This window comes from Azospirillum sp. A1-3 (genome assembly GCF_023806445.1).
GTDB lineage: Bacteria > Pseudomonadota > Alphaproteobacteria > Azospirillales > Azospirillaceae > Azospirillum.
The window spans coordinates 61,134-82,567 of the sequence record NZ_JAMSLU010000005.1 but is presented as its reverse complement, the minus strand read 5'-3'; the positions used below and the strand labels follow the sequence as shown (position 1 = coordinate 82,567).

The 21,434-nt window shown below is 68.6% G+C and carries 18 protein-coding genes; 11 read left to right on the top strand and 7 right to left on the bottom strand.

Going from position 1 to position 21,434, the window contains the following annotated elements; all coding sequences use genetic code 11:
• Positions 1-61: 61 nt before the first annotated feature.
• From M5E06_RS24940 to M5E06_RS24930, 3 genes are all read right to left on the bottom strand, one after another.
• Entirely contained in the window at positions 62-796 is a 735-nt protein-coding gene (locus tag M5E06_RS24940; protein ID WP_252140508.1) for a DUF4396 domain-containing protein, read from the bottom strand.
• A gap of 398 nt (positions 797-1,194) precedes the next feature.
• Positions 1,195-1,839, bottom strand: a complete 645-nt coding sequence (locus M5E06_RS24935; protein ID WP_252140507.1) for a hypothetical protein — start codon at positions 1,837-1,839, stop codon at positions 1,195-1,197.
• A gap of 53 nt (positions 1,840-1,892) precedes the next feature.
• Positions 1,893-3,017, bottom strand: a complete 1,125-nt coding sequence (locus tag M5E06_RS24930) for an ISAs1 family transposase (protein ID WP_252138221.1) — start codon at positions 3,015-3,017, stop codon at positions 1,893-1,895.
• Positions 3,018-3,175: 158 nt separating this feature from the next.
• Between M5E06_RS24930 and tcuA the strand changes: the two genes are divergently transcribed.
• Together tcuA and tcuB are read left to right on the top strand one after the other, a co-directional pair.
• Positions 3,176-4,597: an FAD-dependent tricarballylate dehydrogenase TcuA gene (gene tcuA, locus M5E06_RS24925; RefSeq protein ID WP_286208992.1), complete on the top strand. Its 1,422-nt coding sequence runs from the start codon at positions 3,176-3,178 to the stop codon at positions 4,595-4,597.
• Positions 4,584-5,702: a tricarballylate utilization 4Fe-4S protein TcuB gene (gene tcuB / locus M5E06_RS24920; protein WP_252140506.1), complete on the top strand. Its 1,119-nt coding sequence runs from the start codon at positions 4,584-4,586 to the stop codon at positions 5,700-5,702. Before tcuA ends, tcuB begins: the two co-directional genes overlap by 14 nt.
• Before the next feature lie 23 nt (positions 5,703-5,725).
• Here the strand turns inward: tcuB and M5E06_RS24915 are convergent, their stop codons facing one another.
• The gene (locus M5E06_RS24915; protein WP_252140505.1) at positions 5,726-7,306 is read right to left on the bottom strand and encodes an aldehyde dehydrogenase (NADP(+)); all 1,581 of its coding nucleotides are present in this window, start codon (positions 7,304-7,306) and stop codon (positions 5,726-5,728) included.
• 367 nt (positions 7,307-7,673) lie between these two features.
• Between M5E06_RS24915 and M5E06_RS24910 the strand changes: the two genes are divergently transcribed.
• The 7 genes from M5E06_RS24910 (at position 7,674) to M5E06_RS24880 (ending at position 16,594) form a co-directional block, all read left to right on the top strand.
• Positions 7,674-8,405 carry a FadR/GntR family transcriptional regulator gene (locus tag M5E06_RS24910; protein WP_252140504.1) on the top strand — a complete coding sequence of 244 codons (732 nt, stop codon included), beginning with the start codon at positions 7,674-7,676 and terminating at the stop codon, positions 8,403-8,405.
• 258 nt (positions 8,406-8,663) lie between these two features.
• Positions 8,664-9,575, top strand: a complete 912-nt coding sequence (kdgD, locus tag M5E06_RS24905) for a 5-dehydro-4-deoxyglucarate dehydratase (RefSeq protein ID WP_252140503.1) — start codon at positions 8,664-8,666, stop codon at positions 9,573-9,575.
• 163 nt (positions 9,576-9,738) lie between these two features.
• A complete protein-coding gene (locus M5E06_RS24900) occupies positions 9,739-11,139 on the top strand; it encodes an MFS transporter (protein WP_252140502.1) in 1,401 nt (466 codons plus the stop codon).
• Positions 11,140-11,217: 78 nt separating this feature from the next.
• Entirely contained in the window at positions 11,218-12,288 is a 1,071-nt protein-coding gene (locus M5E06_RS24895; protein WP_252140501.1) for a mannonate dehydratase, read from the top strand.
• A 41-nt stretch (positions 12,289-12,329) separates the two neighbouring features.
• Positions 12,330-13,667, top strand: coding sequence for a glucarate dehydratase (gene gudD, locus M5E06_RS24890; RefSeq protein ID WP_252140500.1), 1,338 nt, complete (start codon positions 12,330-12,332; stop codon positions 13,665-13,667).
• Positions 13,668-13,862: 195 nt separating this feature from the next.
• Positions 13,863-15,386: a galactarate dehydratase gene (gene garD / locus M5E06_RS24885; RefSeq protein ID WP_252140499.1), complete on the top strand. Its 1,524-nt coding sequence runs from the start codon at positions 13,863-13,865 to the stop codon at positions 15,384-15,386.
• A 107-nt stretch (positions 15,387-15,493) separates the two neighbouring features.
• Entirely contained in the window at positions 15,494-16,594 is a 1,101-nt protein-coding gene (locus M5E06_RS24880) for a lactonase family protein (protein ID WP_252140498.1), read from the top strand.
• A gap of 31 nt (positions 16,595-16,625) precedes the next feature.
• Here the strand turns inward: M5E06_RS24880 and M5E06_RS24875 are convergent, their stop codons facing one another.
• Positions 16,626-17,507, bottom strand: a complete 882-nt coding sequence (locus M5E06_RS24875; protein WP_252140497.1) for an EamA family transporter — start codon at positions 17,505-17,507, stop codon at positions 16,626-16,628.
• A 108-nt stretch (positions 17,508-17,615) separates the two neighbouring features.
• Between M5E06_RS24875 and M5E06_RS24870 the strand changes: the two genes are divergently transcribed.
• Complete coding sequence (locus M5E06_RS24870) at positions 17,616-18,113, top strand: Lrp/AsnC family transcriptional regulator (protein WP_252140496.1); 498 nt, start codon at positions 17,616-17,618, stop codon at positions 18,111-18,113.
• 29 nt (positions 18,114-18,142) lie between these two features.
• Here M5E06_RS24870 and M5E06_RS24865 read toward each other — a convergent pair whose 3' ends face one another.
• Positions 18,143-19,279, bottom strand: a complete 1,137-nt coding sequence (locus M5E06_RS24865; RefSeq protein ID WP_252140495.1) for a hypothetical protein — start codon at positions 19,277-19,279, stop codon at positions 18,143-18,145.
• Between the two features lie 152 nt (positions 19,280-19,431).
• Between M5E06_RS24865 and M5E06_RS24860 the strand changes: the two genes are divergently transcribed.
• Positions 19,432-20,418, top strand: a complete 987-nt coding sequence (locus M5E06_RS24860) for an aldo/keto reductase (protein WP_252140494.1) — start codon at positions 19,432-19,434, stop codon at positions 20,416-20,418.
• Between the two features lie 6 nt (positions 20,419-20,424).
• Here the strand turns inward: M5E06_RS24860 and M5E06_RS24855 are convergent, their stop codons facing one another.
• On the bottom strand, positions 20,425-21,399 hold the full coding sequence (locus M5E06_RS24855; RefSeq protein WP_252140493.1) for an MBL fold metallo-hydrolase: 975 nt from the start codon (positions 21,397-21,399) through the stop codon (positions 20,425-20,427).
• Positions 21,400-21,434: the final 35 nt, after the last annotated feature.

The window sequence follows — 21,434 nt, the reverse complement described above, 5'->3', positions numbered from 1 at the left end:
GACGTCCTGCGGCACAACGGAAAAATCGGCGAGGGTCAGGGCAAAAGGGGCGGGTTCCAGCCTACATCCTCTCCTTCACGCCGGTGGAGATCAGCCACCAGTTGACCGGGTAGGATGTGACGAAGCCGCAGAGCATGGCGATCTGCATCATGAACCAGAATTCCGGGGAGGCCGGTTCCAGCTTTGCGCTCAGCACCGTGCCGAACAGGTAAAAGCTGGCGAAGGCCATGAAGCCGTACATGCCGACCTGCCATGCCGTCAGCGAGGCCGCATCGGCCTTCACCGCCTGCACCAGCCCTTCGCCGGGGGACAGGTTGCGCATCGGCTTGATGGTGAAATACTGGAAGGCGACGCCGATGACGAAGGCGAAGATGAAATCGACGATCCACACCGCGAACATCTTCTCGGCGAACAGACTGCGCCAGCCGAACCAGACCGCCACCGTAGGTGCGAACACCACCAGCCATTCGGCGATGATGTCGCCCAGCGTGCAGCCGCTGCCGCAATGGGCCGCCCCCTTGGCGACCATCATCGGGAAGGGCGTTTCGCGCTTGCTTGGCATTTCCTCGCCGCGCTCCTTCGCCTGCCGCATCTTCTCGTGGGTTGCCAGCCGGCCATAAGCGAAGTAGCCCCAGAGGGTGAGGACCGTCCCGAACAGGGCGGTCACCGGCCAGACGACGTTCATGATCCACATGTGCTGGGGATGGCGCACCACATCGACCAGCACGACCAGTGCGCACAGCCCGCCGACAAGCAGGGCGGCGATGGACAGCAGATGAAGCCAGTCGGGAACCATCGAAACAACCTCCGCGTCGCTGTGGACGGGGCGGGACGATGGCGTCCGACCCCGGGCGTCAACTCGGCACGGGGCAACGGGTTCCTGATGATGTCGGGGTATCGTTCGGAAAGGCAGGCTCATGTCCCCGGAATGACCTTCTGGAGCGCCAGGGTCAGCGGGAAACACAGTGCGGCGGCGAGGGCGAGCGGAGCGGTGGCACCGGCCGCGGCGGGCAGCATCGTCGGATCGGCCATCCCTGCTCCATATGCCACGGCTCCACACGCCCCCGCTCCACACACCATGGTCGTCATGGGTGCCGGCTCCTGCATTGCGACGTTCCATCGGCCGACAGCGCAAGTCCGGGTGCGGATGGCGGCCGCCTACACCCCATACGGGATGCATGAAACTTTGGTACGTCAACTAACGATACGTGCCGGCTCCGGGGAATGGATCGGTCGGGGGTGGAACGGCGTGGAACAGTTTCCGGCGGATGTTCCATCCAGCGGCGGCCGGGCCAGGATGGCGGCGATCATCTCCGGGTTGGGAGGGATGCGCTCGCGAAGGTCTCCGGGGAGGTCGTCGTCCAGTTCGGGGGCGGTGACGGCGGGCGGATCTTCCGGCCGGGGGGCCGGGGGTTCGGAGGCCGGGCGTTCGGCCGCCGGGGCGTCGAGGCCGGCGAACAGCCCCAGCCGCTCAGCCAGCCAGCGCACCGTCGCCGGATCGCCCATGGAGACCAGCCGCTCGATCTGCTCGGCCACCAGGGCACGGATCGAGGACAGGCGGAGTTCGGCCTCTCGGTTCAGCGCCTGCCGCTCCCACCACACCCTGTGACGAAAATCCTTGGAGCCGTAATAGGCGCGCCACAGCGTGGTGCGGCTGCAGCCCATGGCGCGGGAAACCTGGAGGAAGCTGCTGCCGCGTGCCAGCATGCCGGCGGCCATGATCCATTGCTCCTCGTGGAACTGGGAACCGGGGACCAGCGAGCCTTCGGACGGGACCGGCGGCTCTTCGGCCCAGCGGGGGAAACGGTCGTCGGCAAGGGTGCGGCTGTCGAGCGCCATGGTTTTGCTCCCTGGGTGGGTGGAACCTTTGCACGGGAATCGCTTGAAGACATTCATGTCTTTCCATGAATGAGAGCGCCGAGGTAATCGGTTGACCAAGCAGCCATTTTCCGACGCACCTTGAGGGAATTTCGATCCTGGGGGGCTTTGAGGAGGTTGATGGCCATCCGTTTGACCAGGGCCATATTCCTAGGGCCAAAGCGGCTGCGGACGCGGGCGTGATCGTCGCCGAACACCACGTCGAGCACCCAGTGCAGAGCGTTCTCGATGCCCCAGTGCCCGCGCACCACGGCACCGAATGCGGCGGCGTCGAGCGGGCGCGAACTGAGGTAATAGCGCCGCGACTGGCTGAGGGCGCCGTTGCACTCGACGCTGGCTTCAATCAGCGCCACCGCCGCCAACTGCGGCCAATCATGCCGGCCCTTCAGCCATGCCACATCGTGCAGCACGTAATGACGGCGCACTTCGATGCGCCCGTGGTCGCCGTCGGTGGTCTGCGCCACCACCAGTCCGAAGTCGCCGTGTAGCCGGCGCTCCTCGAAAGCACGCCGCACGCTGGCGTGCAGGCCACGCTGGTTGGCCTTGAGCGCCAGCACATAGTCTGCACCTTGTCCGACGATCTGCTCGGCCAACTCGCGCTGACAGCCGATGGCGTCGATGGTCACCAGACAGCCAGGCAGAGCCACCCGTTCGAGCAGGCGCGGCAACGCGGTGATCTCGTTCGATTTGTCGGCCACCGCTTCCTGCGCCAGAACCAGACGCTGCCGACTGGCCCAAGCCGAGACCACATGCAGCGGGCGCGCTCCGGTGCGCCGGCTGCCCGAGCGCCGCATGGTCTTGCCATCCAGCGCGACGATCTCCGGGGCGCCGCCACACACCTCATCCACCCAAGCGGCGAAACACTCTTCGAACAGATCGGCGTCGAGCGCGTTGATCACGTCGTTGAGCGTGTCATGGCTGGGAACCCCGCGGGTGAACGGTGCGAAGCCGCGCAGAAAGCCGAGATGCTGACGTCCCCAGGCAGCCATCTCGACGAAATCGTCACAGCCGCTCAACGTGCCGCACAGCACCACCAGCAATACCTCGCGCAACGGATACACCACTTTGCACGCTTGGCGAGGGTCCTCCAGACCGCTCAGATGCCACAGAACTCCACGAACCGCTTCTTCTCCCTCCATCCAAACCTCCCTCCATGCGGAGGTTCCTATGAATCACAACCGCGTCACCACGGGAATCCTACAAGCGATTTCTTCAAGCGATTGCCCTGGGAACCTTTGGCGGAGAGGTTATGGGAATTTGATCCTTTGCTGGGGAGTTTTGTGCAAAAGCCGGGGCGCTGCCCTGTGTCGCAGGGCTTGGCCCTTCCCAGCGGAGGCCGTCCGGGTCTAAAGCCATGGCGATGACCGGTGTACCGTACGACTGCGACGTTCTGGTGGTGGGTGGCGGGAACGCCGCGCTCTGCGCCGCCATCGCCGCCCGCCGGGCCGGCGCGGCGGTCCTGCTGCTGGAGGCGGCACCCAAGCCGCTGCGCGGCGGGAACGCCCGCCATTCCCGCAACATGCGGGTCATGCATGACGCGCCGACCCCGTGGGTGCGGGGACGCTATCCGGCCGACGATTATCTGGCCGACCTGCGGCGCGTGGCCGGGGATGCGGATGACGGGCTGGCGCGGCTGTTCATCGACGCCAGCGCCGACATCGTCGATTGGCTGGCCGGCAACGGCGTGCGGTTCCAAAGCTGTGCTGACGACGTTCTGCCCTATTCGCGCAAGACCGCCTTCTTCCTCGGCGGCGGGAAGGCGCTGGTCAATGCGCTCTATGCCACCGCAGAAGGGCTGGGTGTCGCCATCCGCTACGACAGCGACGTGCGGGCGCTGCATCTGCGCGATGGAGCGCCCGCCGTCACCGTGAGGGAGCCGGGCGTCACGGTGACGGCGCGGGCGCTCGTCGTCGCCTCCGGCGGGTTCCAGGCCGATCCCGGCTGGTTGCGGCGGGAGTGGGGCGAGGCCGCCGACCGATTTTCGATCCGCGGCACCCCGCATGCGACCGGCATTCCGCTGAAGGCGCTGCTGGCGGAGGGGGCGGAGCCGGTGGGGGCGGCGGACCGCTGCCATATGGTCGCGGTGGATGGCCGCGCGCCGCCCTTCGACGGCGGTATCGTCACCCGGCTGGACGGCATCGCCCACGGCATCGTCGTCGACCGCGACGGCCGCCGCTTCGCCGACGAAGGCGCGGTCGTCGGGCCGTCGCGCTACACGGCCTGGGGCGAACTGGTGGCCCGTTGCCCCGGCGCCGTCGCCTTCTCGATCTTCGATGCGGCTATAGAGGCGCGATTCCGGCCCTCCATCTTCCCGGCGATCCGGGCGGACAGCATCGGCGAACTGGCGCCGGCGCTGGGGATTTTTCCGCCGGCCTTGGAGGCCACGGTGGCCGGCTTCAACGCCGTGATCACCGGCGGAGGCGGCACGGCGGGCGTCGAGCCGCCGAAGACACGGCTTGCCGAACCGATCACGGTCCCACCCTTCGGCGCCTATCCGGTGCGGGCGGGCGTCACCTCCACCTGCCTGGGGGTGCGGGTCGACAAGCGCGCGCGGGTGCTGCGGCGCGACGGGGCCGCCTTGAAGGGGGTCTATGCCGCCGGGGTCGTCATGGCGCCCAACATCCTCGGCTGCGGCTATCTGGCGGGCGGCGCCATGACGGTCGGCGCCGTGTTCGGCCGCATCGCCGGAGGGGAGGCCGCGGCCCATGCCCTGCGCTGACGACGAGGCCGGCCGGATCGCGGCGGAGGCGCGGCGGGCGCTGGACATTTGCAACGCCTGCCAGTTCTGCGACGGCTATTGCGCGGTGTTCTCCGCGCTTAAATCGCGAAGGCTGGTCTTGGCGGAGGATCTGACCTTCCTGTCCAACCTCTGCCACAATTGCCGGTCCTGCTATCATGCCTGCCAGTACGCACCGCCGCATGCCTTCGACCTGAACCTGCCGAAAAGCCTCAGTCTGGTCCGGCAGCAGACCTACCGCGACCATGTCTGGCCGCCGGTGTTGCGGGGGCGCCTGCCCGGCGCGGGGTGGTCCTTCGTCGCTGCCGTCACGCTGGCCGCGATGGTGCTGGTGGCGCTGCCGACGGTCCTGAGCCTCCCGGCGGAGGTGCTGTTCGGACGGCATGCCGGGCCGGGCGCCTTCTACCGGCTGGTGCCGTGGGGGGCCATCGCCGGGGTCGCCGGGGCGGTGATGCTGTGGTCGCTGCTCGCCATCGGTTGCAGCGTGGCGTCCTTCTGGCGCGGCATGGGGCCGGCGCCGGCCGGGATGGCGCTGTGGCCGGCACTGCGAGAGGCGCTCCGCGATGCGGCCAGCTTGCGCAATCTCGGCGGCGGCGGGGCCGGCTGCAACGACCGGGACGAGCGCTTCTCCCAGGCGCGGCGGCGGTTCCACCACGCACTGTTCTATGGGGTGGCGCTTTGCTTCGCCGCCACCGGCGTGGCGACCGTCTACGACCATGGGCTGGGCTGGCAGGCGCCCTATCCGCTGCTGAGCCTGCCGGTCCTGCTCGGCGGCCTTGGGGGAGTCGGGATGGTGGTCGGTACCGTTGGGCTGGCGCTGCTGAAGCGGCGCGCCGATCCGGGACCGGTGGCACGGAGCCTGAGCGGTGCCGATGGCGCGTTGCTGGCGCTGCTGTTCCTGGTGGCGGCCAGCGGCCTCGGGCTGCTCGCGATGCGTGAAACGGCGGCGATGGGGCCGCTGCTGCTGGTCCATCTGGGGCTCGTGCTCGGCTGGTTCGCGACGCTGCCCTACAGCAAGTTCCTGCACGCGCCGTTCCGCGTCGCCGCCCTGCTGCGGGCGGCGATGGAACGGCAGGGCAGGGGGTGACGCGCCCCCGACCCGCCGGGTGGTCAGTCTTTTCCGAGCGTTCCGTCGATGCGCCGCCACAGCCCCAGCGGGTTGCCATCGCGCAAGGCCTCCGGCAGCAGGTCGGCGGGAATGTCCTGGTAGCAGACCGGGCGCAGGAAGCGGCGGATCGCCAGCGTGCCGACCGAGGTGCTGCGCGGGTCCGACGTCGCCGGGAACGGGCCGCCATGCACCATCGCGTGGCACACCTCCACCCCCGTCGGCCAACCATTCGCCAGGAGGCGGCCGGCCTTGCGCTCCAGCGTCGGGATCAATCCGGCCACCGTAGCCTTGTCCTCCGCATCCATCTGCAAGGTCGCCGTCAGCTGCCCTTCCAGCTTTTCCGCCACCGCTTTCATCGCCGCCACGTCCGGGCAGCGGATCAGCAGAGAGGCGGCGCCGAAGACCTCCTCCTGCAACTCGGTGTCGGCCAGGAAGGCGTCCGCCGTGGTGGTGAAGAAGGCCGCCTGCGCCTGGTTGGGGCCGCTGCAGGCCAGACCGCGCGCCAGCGCCGTCACCGCGCCGCTGCCGGCCAGCTTGGCGACACCGGCGTCATAGGCGGCGTGGATGCCCGGCGTCAGCATGGTGGACGCCGCGCTGCCGCCGAGAGCGTCCACCGCCGCCGCCACGAAGCGGTCGAGGTCCGGGCCTTCGACGCCGAGCAGGATGCCGGGGTTGGTGCAGAACTGCCCGGCGCCCATGGTCAGCGAGGCGACGAACGCCTTGCCCAGCCCCTCGGCGCGGGACGCCAGCGCCGCCGGCATCAGGAAGACCGGGTTGATGCTGCTCATCTCGGCATAGACGGGGATCGGCTCCGGCCGTTTGGCCGCCACCTCCATCAGCGCCAGCCCGCCGCGGCGCGAGCCGGTGAAGCCGACCGCCTTGATGCGCGGATCGGCGACCAGCGCCGTGCCGATCTCGTTGCCGGTGCCGAACAGCAGCGAGAAGACGCCTTCGGGCAGGCCACAGGAGGCAACCGCCGCCTGGATGGCGCGGCCGACCAGTTCCGAGGTGCCGGGATGGGCGCCATGGCCCTTCACCACCACCGGACAGCCGGCGGCAAAGGCCGAGGCGGTGTCGCCGCCGGCCACCGAGAAGGCGAGCGGGAAGTTGGATGCGCCGAACACGGCGACCGGTCCCAGCGCGATGTGGCGCTGGCGGATGTCGGGGCGCGGCAGCGGCGTGCGTGCCGGCAGCGCCGGGTCGATGCGGGCCTCGATCCAGCTTCCCTCGCGGACGACTTGGGCGAACAGGCGGAGCTGGCCGACGGTGCGGCCGCGTTCGCCCTCCAGCCGGGTGCGCGGCAGGCCGCTTTCGGCCATGGCACGGGTGATGAGGTCGTCGCCGATGTCGAGGATGTTCTGGGCGACCGCCTCCAGGAAGGTGGCGCGCTGCTCCAGGCCGGTCTCGCGGAAGCTGTCGAAGGCGGCCCAGGCGAGGGCGCAGGCGCGGTCGACTTCCGTAGCACCGCCGCCGCCGAAGACGGGGTCCAGCGTTTTCCCGGTGGCGGGGTCGACGGCGCGGAACTCGCCCTGGCTGCCGCGGTGGGCTCTCGCGCCGATCAGCATCTCGCCGGTGATGGTCATGTGGGGTCTCCTTTGTGGAGGGCGTTTTGCCCCCTCCCTAACCCTCCCCCGCTTCGCGGGAGAGGGGACTGCCGCCGTCCTTTGCTAAACTCCCGCAAAGCTCCTGCCCCCTCTCCCACCGAAGGTGGGGGAGGGATGGGGAGAGGGCAACGGACGACGCCAGCCTCATTCATCTGCTGGGCATGCCATCTATCATGTCATAACTCATCATACAAGTGTGCGGCCGCCAACCCGCCCATTTGAGCCGGGATCGCCCTGCCACCCTGGTTTGCTTGTCTATTGTCGTATAGGTTTTGTGGGTGTTAACTTTCCGGGTGGCGTGGTGACGGGCGTTCGGCCCGGAGCCTTAGGTTGGGTGAGGATGGTGATGACAGCGCGCAGGCGCCGGGATCCGCTGGCGAAGCAACTGGTGGATGCCCTGGCCGAACGGATTTCCAGCGGACAGTTCAAGAGCGGCGACCGGCTGCCGAGCGAACAGGATCTGATCGACGAATTCGGCGTCAGCCGCACCGTGGTGCGCGAGGCCATCGCCAATCTGAAGGCGGTCGGCATGGTCTCCACCCGGCAGGGGCTGGGGGCCTTTGTCCTGCGCGATGCCGCGATCCTGCCCTTCCGCATCGAGGAATCGACGCTGGAGGCGGTAAACGAAGCCATTTCCGTGCTGGAGGTCCGCATCAGCCTGGAATCGGAAGCGGCCTATCTGGCCGCCATCCGCCGCGACGACAGCCAGTTAGCCCGCATGCGTGAGGCGCTGGACACCATGACCGCGGCGGTGGAGGCCGGCGAGGACGCCATCGACGCCGATCTGGCCTTTCACAGCGCCATCGCCGCGGCGACCGGAAACAAGCATTTCCTGGCCCTGTTCTCCTATCTCGGGTCGCTGCTGATCCCGCGCGCCCGCGTGCGCTACGGCCATCTGGAGGGCGATTCGCGCCGGCAATATCTGCGCCGGATCAACGACGAGCACCAGACCATCTATTCCGCCATCGAACGCCAGGATCCGGAAGGCGCCCGTGCCGCCATCCGCCTGCATCTGAACGGCAGCCGCGACCGGCTGCGTGCCGGCGGCGACTTCAAGACGGCCGCCGCGGCGGGCTGAGCGCCCGTTCAAGGTCAGACAAAACAGAAAAGCTGTCGCCTGTTGCTCCCTCTCCCGCCCCGGGAGAGGGCTTTCGTCGCCTGCCGATTGGTGGGAAGGCTGATTGCCTTGGCGCTCATCAAACCACTTGTATGATGACTGATATGATGGTAGTCGTCCTGTCATCGGACGCCGCCGGTGTCGAACGGATCGCCGCAACACCGGCCCGCGGCTTCGTCTCCGCGGACAGTCACCACCGTTTTTCCAAGGATGCCCCCGATGGAACCGCAAGCCCTGAAGGCCGTCGTCAGCGAAGGTCTTCTGTCGTTCCCGCTGACCGATTTCACCGCCGACGGCACCTTCGAGCCGGGCGGCTATGCCCGCCGCCTGGAATGGCTGAAGCCCTATGGCGCATCCGCCCTGTTCGCCGCCGGCGGCACCGGGGAGCTGTTCTCCCTGACCCCGGACGAGCACAAGAGCATCGTGTCGCTGGCCGTCGAGGTCTGCGGCAAGGAGGTGCCGATCATCGCCGGCGTCGGCTATTCCACCCGCATCGCGATCGAGATGGCGCAGGCCGCCGAGAAGTCCGGCGCCGCCGGCATCCTGGTGCTGCCGCACTATCTGACCGAGGCCGACCAGGAGGGCGTCGCCGCCCATGTCGAGGCGATCTGCAAGTCGGTCGGCATCGGCGTCATCATCTACAACCGCGCCACCTGCAAGCTGGGCGCCGACCGGCTGGCCCGGCTGGCGGAGCGCTGCCCCAACCTGATCGGCTTCAAGGATGGGCTGGGCGACATCGAGATGATGACGACCATCCGCCGCCGGATGGGCGACCGCTTCAGCTATCTGGGCGGCCTGCCGACCGCCGAGGTCTATGCCGCCGCCTACCGCGCCATCGGCGTGCCGGTCTATTCGTCGGCCGTCTTCAACTTCATCCCGCGCACGGCGATGGAGTTCTACCGCGCGGTCGCGTCGGGCGACACGGCGACCACCGACCGGCTGCTCGACCAGTTCTTCCTGCCCTATCTGGCGATCCGCAACCGCAAGGCCGGCTATGCGGTCAGCATCGTCAAGGCGGGCGCCGCCATCGTCGGCCGTCCCGCCGGCCCGGTGCGCGCGCCGCTGACCGACTGCACGCCGGCCGAGGTCGAGGAGCTGCGCGCCCTGATCGAGGCGCTGGGTCCCCAGTAACTCCAATAAGCCACGGCAACACGCCATCGCCGGTCGGGCAGGCGCCGGGCTACAGTCCCCGACGCCGGACACAAGGTGCAGCCAATGATGCCGGATCCGTCGCACGGGTCCGGGAACGGACTGCCGCGCCTGCCCGCCCTCATGCCTTGAGGGAGGAAATTCCATGACAATCGAAAGCACCGCCGAGAACACCGCCGCCAACCGGACGTCCGGCACGTCCGCCTTTTCCGCCGCGGCGGCCACGGCCAAGCGGACCAACGTCCGTTACCTCATCCTCGCGATGCTGTTCCTGGTCACGGTCGTCAATTACGCCGACCGCGCCACCCTTTCGATCACCGGCCCGGTGATTTCGAAGGAACTGGGAATCAGCGCGGCGGAGATGGGCTTCATCTTCTCCGCCTTCGGCTGGGCCTATGTGCTGGGCCAGCTGCCGGGCGGCTGGCTGCTCGACCGCTTCGGGTCGAAGATCGTCTATGGGCTGAGCATCTTCACCTGGTCGGTCTTCACCCTGATGCAAGGCACCATCGGCTTCCTGGCCGGCGGGGCCGCGGTGATGATGCTGTTCGCCCTGCGCTTCGCCGTCGGCTTCGCCGAGGCGCCGTCCTTCCCCGGCAACAGCCGCGTGGTGGCGGCATGGTTCCCCGGCAACGAGCGCGCCACCGCGTCGGCCGTCTTCAACTCCGCCCAGTATTTCGCGACGGTGATCTTCGCGCCGCTGATGGGCTGGCTGACCCATTCCTTCGGCTGGCATTGGGTGTTCGGCGTCATGGGCGGCCTCGGCATCATCATGGCCGCCGTGTGGATGAAGACCGTCTATGCTCCCAAGGACCATCCCCGCATCAATCAGGCCGAGCTGGACTACATCGCCGCCGGCGGCGGTCTGGTCAACATGGATGACGGCAAGAAGGCGGTGGCGGCCCAGAGCAAAGCCCAGAGCGGCGCCAAATGGGATTACATCCGCCAGCTCTTCGCCAGCCGCATGATGGTCGGCATCTTCCTCGGCCAGTTCTGCATCAACGCCATCACCTATTTCTTCATCACCTGGTTCCCGGTCTATCTGGTCCAGGCCCGCGGCATGTCGATCCTGAACGCCGGCTTCATCGCCTCCATCCCGGCGATCTGCGGCTTCGCCGGCGGCATCCTGGGCGGCGTGATGTCGGATGCCATGCTGCGCCGGGGCTATTCCCTAACCGCGGCCCGCAAGACGCCGATCGTGCTGGGCATGGTGATGTCGATGGCGATGATCGCCTGCAACTACACCGATCTGCAGTGGATCATCGTGTCGCTGATGGCGCTGGCCTTCTTCGGCAAGGGCATCGGCGCGCTGGGCTGGGCGGTTATGTCGGACTGCGCGCCGAAGGAGATCACCGGCCTCAGCGGCGGCGTGTTCAACATGTGCGGCAACATCTCGTCGATCACCACGCCGATCATCATCGGCTACATCATCCAGACCACCGGCTCCTTCAACGGCGCGCTGGTCTTCGTCGGCGCCAACGCCCTGATCGCGGCGGTCAGCTATCTCGTCATCGTCGGCGAGATCAAGCGGATGGAACTGAGGACGTAACGGCCGGCGGGGCGGCGGCCGAAGGCTTGCCGCCCCCGGTCCGGTTCGCGTCGAACGGTTTGGCAGAGGGTCTTTCCCATGTATATCGGCGAACAGCTCATCAACCCCACCGACAAGCGCCTGCGCCTGTCCGCCCAACTCGGTGCCAGGGGCATCGTCATCGACAGCCGGCCGAACGTGCCGGTGATGGCCGACGACGATGTCGGGGCCGGCCTGTGGGACGGCCGCAAGGTCGCCGCCCAGCGCAAGTGGGTGGAGAGCCATGGCCTGACGCTGGACTGTCTGGCGCTGGACGTCGGCTCCATCCTGCTCGACAGCCTGCGGGCGCCGGAGAAGGCGGCGGCGGCGGCGGAGCGGCTGCGCCACAACATCCGCGCCGCGGCGGACGGCGGTGTCGACACGGTGAAATACACGGTCGCCATGGTCGGCATCACCCGCACCGGCGAGGTGGAGGGGCGTGGCGGCATGCGCTGCTCGACCTTCAAGGCCGACGAGTACCGGGCGGAGAACGACGCCCGCTTCTCCTATTGGGGCACCGTGCTGCCGGACGACGAGGATGCGCGTGCCGGCGGCGCTGCCGAAACCTGCGGGCAGGTAATGGCGAGCGAGGCCGGCGGCGTCAGCGAAGCCGACGGCTGGCGCGCCATCGAGTATCTGGTGGAGGCGATCCTGCCGACCGCCGAGAAGGCCGGCGTCAAGCTGGCCTGCCATCCGCACGACCCGGCTTATCCACCCGGCGGCCTGAACGGCGTGCATCATGTGCTGGGGTCGCTGGAGGGCTTGCGGCGCTTCGTCAATCTCGCCCCGGAGAGCAAGTCGCTCGGCTTCAATTTCTGCCAGGGCACCATCGCCGAGATGTCGCGCAATCCGACCGAGACGGTGCTGGAGGCGATCCGCGAGTTCGGCCCGCAGAACCGCATCTTCATGGTCCATTTCCGCAACATCAAGGGCGGTTACCTCGACTTCCGCGAGGCGATGCCGGACGAAGGATCGGTCGATATGGCGGCCTGCATCCGCGCCTATCGCGAGGTCGGATACCGGGGCATCCTCTGCCCCGACCATGTTCCCTTCTCCGAGGTCGATCCGGATCGCGAGCGCTTCTTCGCCTTCGCGCTCGGCTATACCCAGGCGCTGCTGCAGGCCGCCTGATCCGCTCTTTCCCGCATTTCCCGCTTTCGAGACCCCGCACCATGGCCACTCAGATGTCCTCGCCCAAAGTCACCGAAATGCTGGTCGTGCCGGTCGCCGGCCAGGACAGCATGCTGCTGAACCTGTCGGGCGCCCATGCGCCCTACTTCACCCGCAACGTGGTGATCCTGAAGGACAGCGCCGGCCACACCGGCGTCGGCGAGGTGCCGGGCGGCGAGAAGATCCGCCAAACGCTGGAGGATGCCCGCGCCCTGGTGGTCGGCCAGCCGGTCGGCGCCTGGAACGCCATCCTCAACAGCGTGCGCCGTGGCTTCGCCGACCGCGATTCCGGCGGGCGCGGTTTGCAGACCTTCGACCTGCGCATCACCATCCATGCGGTGACCGCGCTGGAAGCGGCGCTGCTCGACCTGCTGGGCCAGTTCCTGGAGGTGCCGGTGGCGGCCCTGCTGGGCGAGGGGCAGCAGCGCGATGCGGTGGAGATGCTGGGCTACCTGTTCTATGTCGGCGACCGCGGCAAGACCGATTTGCCGTATCGGGCGGAGTTGGGGGCCAAGGACGACTGGTTCCGCCTGCGCAACGAGGTGGCGCTGACCCCCGACGCGGTGGTGCGGCTGGCCGAGGCCGCCCATGACCGCTACGGCTTCAACGACTTCAAGCTGAAGGGCGGCGTGCTGCGCGGCGAGGAGGAGATCGAGGCGGTGACGGCGCTGGCCAAGCGCTTCCCGCAGGCCCGCGTGACGCTGGACCCCAATGGTGCGTGGTCGCTGGAGGAGGCGATCCGGCTGTGCAAGGGGAAGGGCGACGTGCTGGCCTATGCCGAGGATCCCTGCGGCGCCGAGCGGGGCTATTCCGGCCGCGAGGTGATGGCGGAGTTCCGCCGCGCCACCGGCCTGCCGACCGCCACCAACATGATCGCCACCGACTGGCGCCAGATGGGGCATGCCATCCAGTTGCAGTCGGTCGACATCCCGTTGGCCGATCCGCATTTCTGGACCATGCAGGGCTCCGTCCGCGTCGCCCAGATGTGCCACGAGTGGGGGCTGACCTGGGGGTCGCACTCCAACAACCATTTCGACATCTCGCTGGCGATGTTCACCCATGTCGCCGCCGCCGCGCCGGGCAAGATCACCGCCATCGACACCCACTGGATCTGGCAGGACGGCCAGCGCCTGACCAGGGAGCCGTTCCGCATCGAGGGCGGTCTGGTCGCCGTGCCGCAGACGCCGGGCTTGGGCGTCGAGATCGACATGGAGGAGCTGGCGAAGGCGCATGACCTCTACAAGCGGCACGGGCTGGGCGCGCGGGACGACGCCACGGCGATGCAGTACCTGATCGCCGGCTGGACGTTCGACAACAAGCGGCCGTGTCTGGTGCGGTGAGGGCCTTAGGGTGCGCGGCGCCGGGATGATCCCCTCTCCCCCCCGGGGAGGGTTAGGGTGAGGGGGACGCGCGGCGAGGATCTACAATCATCGCGCACTCCCCTATTTCCACCAAATCCATGCGATGCATCCCCCTCACCCCGACCCTCTCCCCGGGGGGGAGAGGGGGATTTTCCGACATAGTCAGGGCAAGCCATGACCCAGAAGCCTCTCTATATCCTGGTCCATCCCGAGGACAACGTCGCCATCGTGGTGAACTCCGGCGGGCTGCCGCCGGGGACGGAGTTCGAGTGCGGGCTGGTCCTGACCGACTTCGTACCGCAGGGCCATAAGGTGGCGCTGGCCGATCTGATTGAGGGGGCGTCGATCGTCCGCTACGGGCAGGTGATCGGCACCGCCGCACGGCCGATCCGCCGCGGCGCCTGGATCGAGGAATCGCTGGTCCGTCTGCCGGACGCGCCGGATCTGGACACGCTGCCGCTGGCGACCGCCGTGCCGCCGGATGCGCCGGCGCTGGACGGCTACACCTTCCAGGGCTACCGCAATCCGGACGGGACGGTCGGCACCAAGAATGTGCTGGGCATCAGCATCAGCGTGCAGTGCGTGGCCGGGGTGATGGATTTCGCCATCGACCGCATCAAGAAGGAGCTGCTGCCCAAATATCCCAACGTCGATGACGTGGTGGCGCTGAACCACACCTATGGCTGCGGCGTGGCGATCAACGCGCCGGGGGCGGTGGTGCCGATCCGCACGCTGCAGAACCTCGCCCGCAACCCGAACCTGGGCGGGGCGGTGATGGTGGTCGGGCTGGGCTGCGAGAAGCTTCAGCCGGAGCGGCTGCTGCCGGCCGGGGTGGAGCCGAGCATCGTCACGCTGCAGGACGAACGCCATCAGGGCTTCGGCGACATGGTCGCCTCCATCCTGGAGATGGCCGACCGCCGGCTGGCCCAGCTGAACGAGCGGCGGCGCGAGACCTGCCCGGCGTCCGACCTCGTCGTTGGGCTGCAATGCGGCGGCAGCGACGCCTTTTCCGGGGTGACCGCCAACCCGGCGCTGGGCTATGCCGCTGACCTGCTGGTGCGGGCCGGGGCGACGGTGATGTTCTCCGAAGTGACGGAGGTGCGCGACGCCATCCACCTGCTGACCCCGCGCGCCATCGACGAGGAGACCGGCCGCGCGCTGATCCGCGAGATGCGCTGGTACGACGACTATCTGCAGGTCGGGTCGGCCGACCGCAGCGCCAACCCGACCCCCGGCAACAAGAAGGGCGGCCTTGCCAACGTGGTGGAAAAGGCGCTGGGCTCCATCGCCAAGTCGGGCACCAGCCCGATCGTCGGCGTGCTGTCGCCGGGCGAGCGGGCGACACGCAAGGGGCTGCTCTATGCCGCCACGCCGGCCAGCGACTTCATCTGCGGCACGCTGCAGCTGGCGTCGGGCTGCAACATCGAGGTGTTCACCACCGGCCGCGGCACGCCCTATGGCCTCGCCATGGCGCCGGTCATCAAGGTGGCGACGCGGACGGAGCTGGCCTCGCGCTGGCACGACCTGATCGACGTCGACGCCGGCCGCATCGCCACCGGCGAGGCCAGCATTGAGGATGTGGGCTGGGAGCTGTTCCGCCTGATCCTGGAGGTGGCGAGCGGCAGCAAGCAGACCTGGGCCGACCATTGGGGCCTGCGCAACGCGCTGACCCTGTTCAACCCGGCGCCAGTGACCTGATTTGGTCTGACCTGATCGGCGACAGAATCTTAAACCCCCCTGCCGCGGAGATGACCGGAGCAACCGGCGCCCGCGGCGGATGGACATTCACACACAGGGAGGAAATCATGGGACGCCGTTACGGCATCGCGCTGGCGATGCTGCTGTCTTCCGCTGCCTTCATCGCAGCCGTGCCGGCGCAAGCCGACAGCTTCGCTTATGTGTCGAACGCCGCCAGCAACGACATCAGCGTCTTTCGCCTGAACGGCGAGACCGGTGCCATGACCCCGATGGGGACGGTGCCCTTCGTCGGGGTGGACAAGCCCGGCTCCTCCACCCCCCTGGCGGTCAGCCCGGACCGGCGCTTCCTTTATGCCGGCGTGCGCTCGCAGCCCTATCAGGTGCAGGTCTTCGCCATCGATGCGGCGACCGGAAAACTGAGCCATCTCGGCAGCGGTCCGCTGGCCGACAGCATGGCGAACATCGTCACCGACCGCAGCGGCAAGTACCTGTTCAGCGCGTCCTATGGCGGCGACAAGGTGGCGGTGAATCCGATCGGGCCGGACGGCAAGGTGGGGGCGCCGCAGCAGGTGGTCGCGACCGGCAAGAACGCCCATTCGATCCAGCCGTCCCCCGACAACCGCTTCGCCTTTGCCACCAATCTGGGAGCCGACCGGCTGGTGCAGTTCCGCTTCGACGCGGCCACCGGAAAGTTGAGCGAGAACGACCCGCCGTCGGTGACCCTGCCGGCGAAGTCCGGGCCGCGCCACATCGTCTTCCATCCCGACGCCCGCCATCTCTATCTGGTGGACGAGTTGGACGCCGCCGTCGCCGTGTTCGCGTACGATCCCAAGACCGGCACGCTGACGGAAAAACAGCGCCTGCCCTCGTTGCCGGCGGATTTCAAGGGCGAACCCTGGGCGGCGGACATCCATGCGACGCTGGACGGCCGTTTCCTCTACATCTCCGAACGGCGGACCAGCACGATCCGCTCCTTCCGGATCGACCCGGAAAGCGGCCTTCTGACCCCGCTCGGCAGCGTGGCGACGGAGGAGCAGCCGCGCGGCTTCGCCATCGATCCGACCGGCCGTTTCCTGGCGGCGGTGGGGGAGAAGTCAGACGGCATGACGGTCTACCGCATCGATGGCGGCAGCGGCGCGCTGACCACGCTGGCCCGCTATCCGACCGGCAAGCAACCGAATTGGGTGGAGTTCGTCAGCGTGAAGTGAGGCTGTGGCGCCGTCTCGGTGGGGGGCGGTCTCATCGCCGGCCCTTGGTCAGCGCGCTGCCGGCCGACGCGAACATGATGCAGGCGATGGCGGCCCACTGCACGGCGCTGAGCCGCTCGCTCAGCATCAGGAAGCCGATCAGCGCCGCCACGGCGGGGGAGGCGCTGACGGCGAGGCCGAAGACGTGGCTGGGCAGGCGGCGCAGCGCCATCATCTCCAGCAAATAGGGCACCATGCTGGACAGCACAGCCACGGCAAATCCTGTGAACAGCACGGCCGGGACCAGCAGCCCGGCGCCGGCATGGGCGATCCCCAGCGGGACGGTGAAGCTGGCCGCCACCAGCATGCCCCAGGCCACCGCCTGCCCGCCCGGCAGCGCGGAGGCGCGCTTGCCGAAGACGATGTAGAGCGCCCAGCAGAAGGCCGCCGCCGCCGCGTAGGCGATGCCGACGGGGTTCAGCGCGCTTGACGCCTCGCGCAGCGGCAGCAGCAGGACAAGGCCGACGGCGGCGCAGGCGATCCACAGGAAATCCTTCAGGCGGCGGGACCCCAGCAGGGCCACCGCCAGCGGCCCGGTCACCTCGATGGCGATGGCGATGCCGATGGGGATCAGCTCCATCGCCCGGTAGATCGACAGGTTCATCGCCCCCAGCGTGGCGCCGTAGACCAGCAGGTTGCCAAGGTCCGCCCGTCCCGGCAGGTGGCGCCAGGGCCGCAGGATCGCCAGCAGCATCAGCGCCGACAGCCCGACGCGCAGGCCGGTCACCCCCTCCGCGCCCACCAGCGGGAACAGCGACTTCGCCGAGGCCGCCCCGACATATTGCGACAGCAGCGACGCCAGCAGAAGCAGCAGCGGCAGCGCCGCCGGCTCTGCCTGCGCGGCGGTTGCGGATTCGATGGATGCGTTCGCCACGTGCCCGGCTCCCGGCAGAATTGGTCGGGTGAAAAGATACTGTGACGAAGGGGTGCCGGGGGCTTAAGTTTCAGGACTTTGACGCACTGTTCTTTCGCGAAAGCCGCCATGCGCTCAACGATCGCTCGCCCGCCCGACCAGTTGGCCAATCAGCTCGACGACCAGGACCGCGCGATCCTGCACATCCTGCAGCGCGACAATAAGACCTCGCAGCGGGAGATCGGCGAGGCGGTCCACCTCTCCGCCCCGGCGGTGCAGCGCCGCATCGCCCGGATGGAGGCGGCCGGAGTCATCCGCCGCAATGTGGCGGTGGTCGATCCGGCCGCAGTCGGGCAGGGGGTGACGGTGGTGGTGGAGGTCCAGACGGTCAACGACCGTTCCCCGACCATCGCCACCGCCAAGCGCCTGTTCCGCGAATCGCCGGAGGTGCAGCAATGCTATTTCATCACCGGCAAGGCCAGCTTCGTCCTGATCCTGCTGGTCCCGGACATGGCGAGCTACGAGGTGCTGTCGCGTCGCCTGTTCGCCGACAACGAGCTGGTGCAGTCCTTCCAGACGATGGTCGTGCTCGACCCGGTGAAGGTGACGCTGGAGGTGGATCTGTAGGGCGGCTGGCGGTTCATTTAAGTTCCGGTTCAGTCCGGCCACTCCTCGTAGCCCCAATCCTCGGCATCCGGGTCGGCGGTGCCCAGCGGGGCCACCGTGGCGCCGGCGTCGAGCGCTGAAGCCAGCCAGGGTTCGACGCTGGTGACGGGGGAGGTGCGGCACCAGCGACGGCGGCGGCCGTCCCAGCGGCAATGGCCCTGGCGCTTCATCTCCTCGCGCAGTTCCCAAGCGGGGATGGCGGGGAAGCGCAGTTCCAGGCCGCGCTCGTTCTGGGCGATCTCCACCAGCTCGCCGGCGGCGGTGGTGTGGGTCAGGCCGTCTTCCAGCACTTGGCGCAGGGCCGCGGCGCGGTCCTCGCGGATGCGCGCCTCCGCCTCGCGCTGGCGGCGGCGGTCGGCCATGGCGTCGGCGATCCAGTCCGGCGGCTCCTCCAGCACGCGGAAACCGGCGCCGCCGCGCGGGCCGGGCGCCTCTTCCAGCAGTCCCTCGCGCAGGAGGTCGGCAAGCAGGGTCTTCAGCCGGTCGCGGTCGGCGGGGATGCCGGGTTGGCGGTTGGCCGCGGCGTCGGCGACGGTGAAGCGGTCGCCGGCCGCCCAGCCCTCATAGATCGCGGCGGCCAGGGCGTGCAGTTCGGCGACGCGGCCTTTCTGGTCGATCAGGTGCGCGGCGACGATGGGGTTTGGCGGCTGATCGACCCGCCCGGTGAGGCCGCAGGTCCGGCATTGCCAAGCGGTGGGGTCGGACAGCAGCACATGGGGATCACAGCGGCGCTTGCGGCAATGCTCCTCGCTGCCCGGCTCCGGCAGGCCACGGCCGCTGTCCAGCAGAGCGCGGATGGCGTCGAGCGGCGTGTCGGCGACGCTGCGCAGCCGGTCCAGAATGTCGGCAGGCAGCCAGATTTCGGCGCCGCCACTGTCGTCCGCGGCTGCGAAGCGGCTTTTCAGGGCTTGGCGGCGGGCGGGCGTCAGCAGGGCAAGGACCCGTTCGGCGGTGTAGCTCTCGTCGAAAATGTCGGCGAGCAGCGCCTGCAGATCGCCGAGCATTGCCGGGGGCGCCAGCGCGCTTTCGTCCCCGGCGGCGAGGATGCGGCGGGCCTCGCCAAGAATTTCCGTGCTGTCGTCCACTCCCATCGCCGCTCCCATCGCCATCCGCGCCCTGGTCTCCATCCGTTCCGCGTAGCAAGCTGGGCATGGCCGGAATGGCAATCAAGCGCCGGCTGGACGGTCGGCAGTGGCCGTATGGGACCGGAACGGCCCGACGAAGCGCGGTGTTGACCGGGTGCAACGATCAGGCGTCAGAGACGGAAAGGCTTTCCTCCATGTCCAACAGTACGCATTTCGCCCCGCCCGGCCCGCTCGGCTTCGGTGGCGCGCCGCTTGGAAACATGTTCGAGGAGGTGTCGGACGAGACGGCCGAAGCCACGCTCGATGCCGCCTGGGACGCCGGCATCCGCTATTTCGACACCGCTCCCGAATATGGTCCCGGCATTTCGGAGCATCGCTTCGGCCATGTCCTGCGCAACTGGCCGCGCGACGAATTCGTGCTGTCGACCAAGGTCGGCCGGCTGCTGCGCGCCGATTCCAGCAAGGGCGGAAAGCATGGTCCGTTCGTGAAGGGACTGCCGTTCCGCGTCGATTACGACTACACCGCCGACGGCGTGCGCCGCTCCATCGAGGACAGCCTGCAGCGGCTGGGCATGGCGCGCATCGACGTCGCCTATATCCACGACTGCGCCGAGGACGCGCATGGCGACCGCTGGCTGGAGGTGTTCGACACCGCCATAAAGGGCGCCGCCGTGGCGCTGACCCAACTGCGCGAGGAGGGGGTGATCCGCGCCTGGGGCCTGGGCGTCAACCGGGTGGAGCCCTGCGTGATGGCGCTGGAGCGGGCGGATCCGGACGTCTTCCTGCTGGCCGGGCGCTACAGCCTGCTGAACCAGCCGGCGCTGGACGAGCTTTTCCCCCGCTGCGCCGAGCGCGGCGTGCATGTGGTGGTCGGCGGCCCCTACAACTCCGGCTTGATCGCCGGGGGCAAGACCTTCGAGTACCAGGAGGCCCCGTCCGACAAGGTGGCGGCGCGCGACCGGCTGGCGGAGATCGCCAAGCGGCACGGCGTCGATCTGCGCGCTGCCGCCCTGCAGTTCTGCGCGGCGCATCCGGTCGTCGCCTCGGTCATTCCCGGTACCAAGAACCCGGCGCGGGTGCAGGAGAACGTCGACCTGATGGGCCGGCCAATTCCCGCCGATTTCTGGCGGGAGCTGAAGGCGTCCGGCGTCCTGCCGGAACAGGCGCCGACGCCGGCTTGAGGATCCTCAGCCCTCCACCACGGTTCCGGGATGGCCGGCTTCGAAGCGGGCGGGGGCGATTCCGTGGGCGGCCAGTGCCGTGCGCAGCAGATGCGGCGGCTCGTCCCGCGCCTCGTCGGTCAGGGAGAAGGTGCCCCAATGGATGCCGACGGCCTTCTTCGCCCCGACATCCAGCATGATCCGCACCGCCTCGTCCGGGTCGCAATGCTGGGCGGACATGAACCAGCGCGGGTCATAGGCGCCGATGGGGATCAGCGCCAGATCGCAGGCCCCCAGCCGCTCGCCGATGGCGCGGAAGGCGGCGCCGGTGCCATAGCCGGTGTCGCCGGCGAAATAGACCGAGCCGGCCGGCGTGCGCAGGACGAAGCCGCCCCACAGAGCCATCCGGCGGTCACGCCCGGTGCGCGAGGACCAGTGGTTGGCCGGCACGATGTGGACCTCCGCTTGCCTCCCCAATTCGAACCGGCTCCACCAGTCGCCCGCCGCCGTCCGCACGCCGGGAATATGCTTGCGCAGGATGGTGTCGTTGCCGAGCGGGGTGACCATCAGCGGCGCGTCGCGCAGGTGCAGGCGTTTCAGCGTTGCCACGTCCAGATGGTCGTAATGGTTGTGTGACAGCAGAACCGCGTCGATCTTCGGCAGGTCGTGGAAGCGGATGGCCGGCGCGGTCACCCGCTTCGGCCCGGCGAAGCGGACCGGGCTGGCGCGGTCGGACCAGACCGGATCGGTCAGGACGTTCAGCCCCGCACCCTGGATCAGGGTCGTCACATGGCCGACCACCGTCACGCGCAGCCTATCGACGTGCCGGGCCGGCATCACCGGCGCGACCGGCACCCGCCGCGGCCATTTCGCCGAATTCCGGCCCCATTGCCAGCGGAGAAGCTGGCGCAGGCTGCGGTCGGTCTCCGGCTCGCCCGGATTGAAGAAGCGCAGCCCGTCGAAATTCGACGTGGCGGGACCCTGCCAATAGGGATTGCGCATGCGCATCGGTTCCTTTGCAACCATGGTCCCGGAGG

What these genes read in the sequence shown, in the direction of transcription:
- M5E06_RS24855 (WP_252140493.1), bottom strand. Translation starts at nt 21,399, where the DNA reads ATGCGCAATCCCTATTGGCAGGGTCCCGCCACGTCGAATTTCGACGGG.
- M5E06_RS24910 (WP_252140504.1), top strand. Translation starts at nt 7,674, where the DNA reads ATGACAGCGCGCAGGCGCCGGGATCCGCTGGCGAAGCAACTGGTGGAT.
- M5E06_RS24935 (WP_252140507.1), bottom strand. Translation starts at nt 1,839, where the DNA reads ATGGCGCTCGACAGCCGCACCCTTGCCGACGACCGTTTCCCCCGCTGG.
- M5E06_RS24915 (WP_252140505.1), bottom strand. Translation starts at nt 7,306, where the DNA reads ATGACCATCACCGGCGAGATGCTGATCGGCGCGAGAGCCCACCGCGGC.
- M5E06_RS24865 (WP_252140495.1), bottom strand. Translation starts at nt 19,279, where the DNA reads ATGGAGACCAGGGCGCGGATGGCGATGGGAGCGGCGATGGGAGTGGAC.
- M5E06_RS24900 (WP_252140502.1), top strand. Translation starts at nt 9,739, where the DNA reads ATGACAATCGAAAGCACCGCCGAGAACACCGCCGCCAACCGGACGTCC.
- M5E06_RS24880 (WP_252140498.1), top strand. Translation starts at nt 15,494, where the DNA reads ATGGGACGCCGTTACGGCATCGCGCTGGCGATGCTGCTGTCTTCCGCT.
- M5E06_RS24930 (WP_252138221.1), bottom strand. Translation starts at nt 3,017, where the DNA reads ATGGAGGGAGAAGAAGCGGTTCGTGGAGTTCTGTGGCATCTGAGCGGT.
- M5E06_RS24870 (WP_252140496.1), top strand. Translation starts at nt 17,616, where the DNA reads ATGCGCTCAACGATCGCTCGCCCGCCCGACCAGTTGGCCAATCAGCTC.
- M5E06_RS24895 (WP_252140501.1), top strand. Translation starts at nt 11,218, where the DNA reads ATGTATATCGGCGAACAGCTCATCAACCCCACCGACAAGCGCCTGCGC.
- kdgD (WP_252140503.1), top strand. Translation starts at nt 8,664, where the DNA reads ATGGAACCGCAAGCCCTGAAGGCCGTCGTCAGCGAAGGTCTTCTGTCG.
- garD (WP_252140499.1), top strand. Translation starts at nt 13,863, where the DNA reads ATGACCCAGAAGCCTCTCTATATCCTGGTCCATCCCGAGGACAACGTC.
- M5E06_RS24940 (WP_252140508.1), bottom strand. Translation starts at nt 796, where the DNA reads ATGGTTCCCGACTGGCTTCATCTGCTGTCCATCGCCGCCCTGCTTGTC.
- tcuB (WP_252140506.1), top strand. Translation starts at nt 4,584, where the DNA reads ATGCCCTGCGCTGACGACGAGGCCGGCCGGATCGCGGCGGAGGCGCGG.
- gudD (WP_252140500.1), top strand. Translation starts at nt 12,330, where the DNA reads ATGGCCACTCAGATGTCCTCGCCCAAAGTCACCGAAATGCTGGTCGTG.
- M5E06_RS24860 (WP_252140494.1), top strand. Translation starts at nt 19,432, where the DNA reads ATGTCCAACAGTACGCATTTCGCCCCGCCCGGCCCGCTCGGCTTCGGT.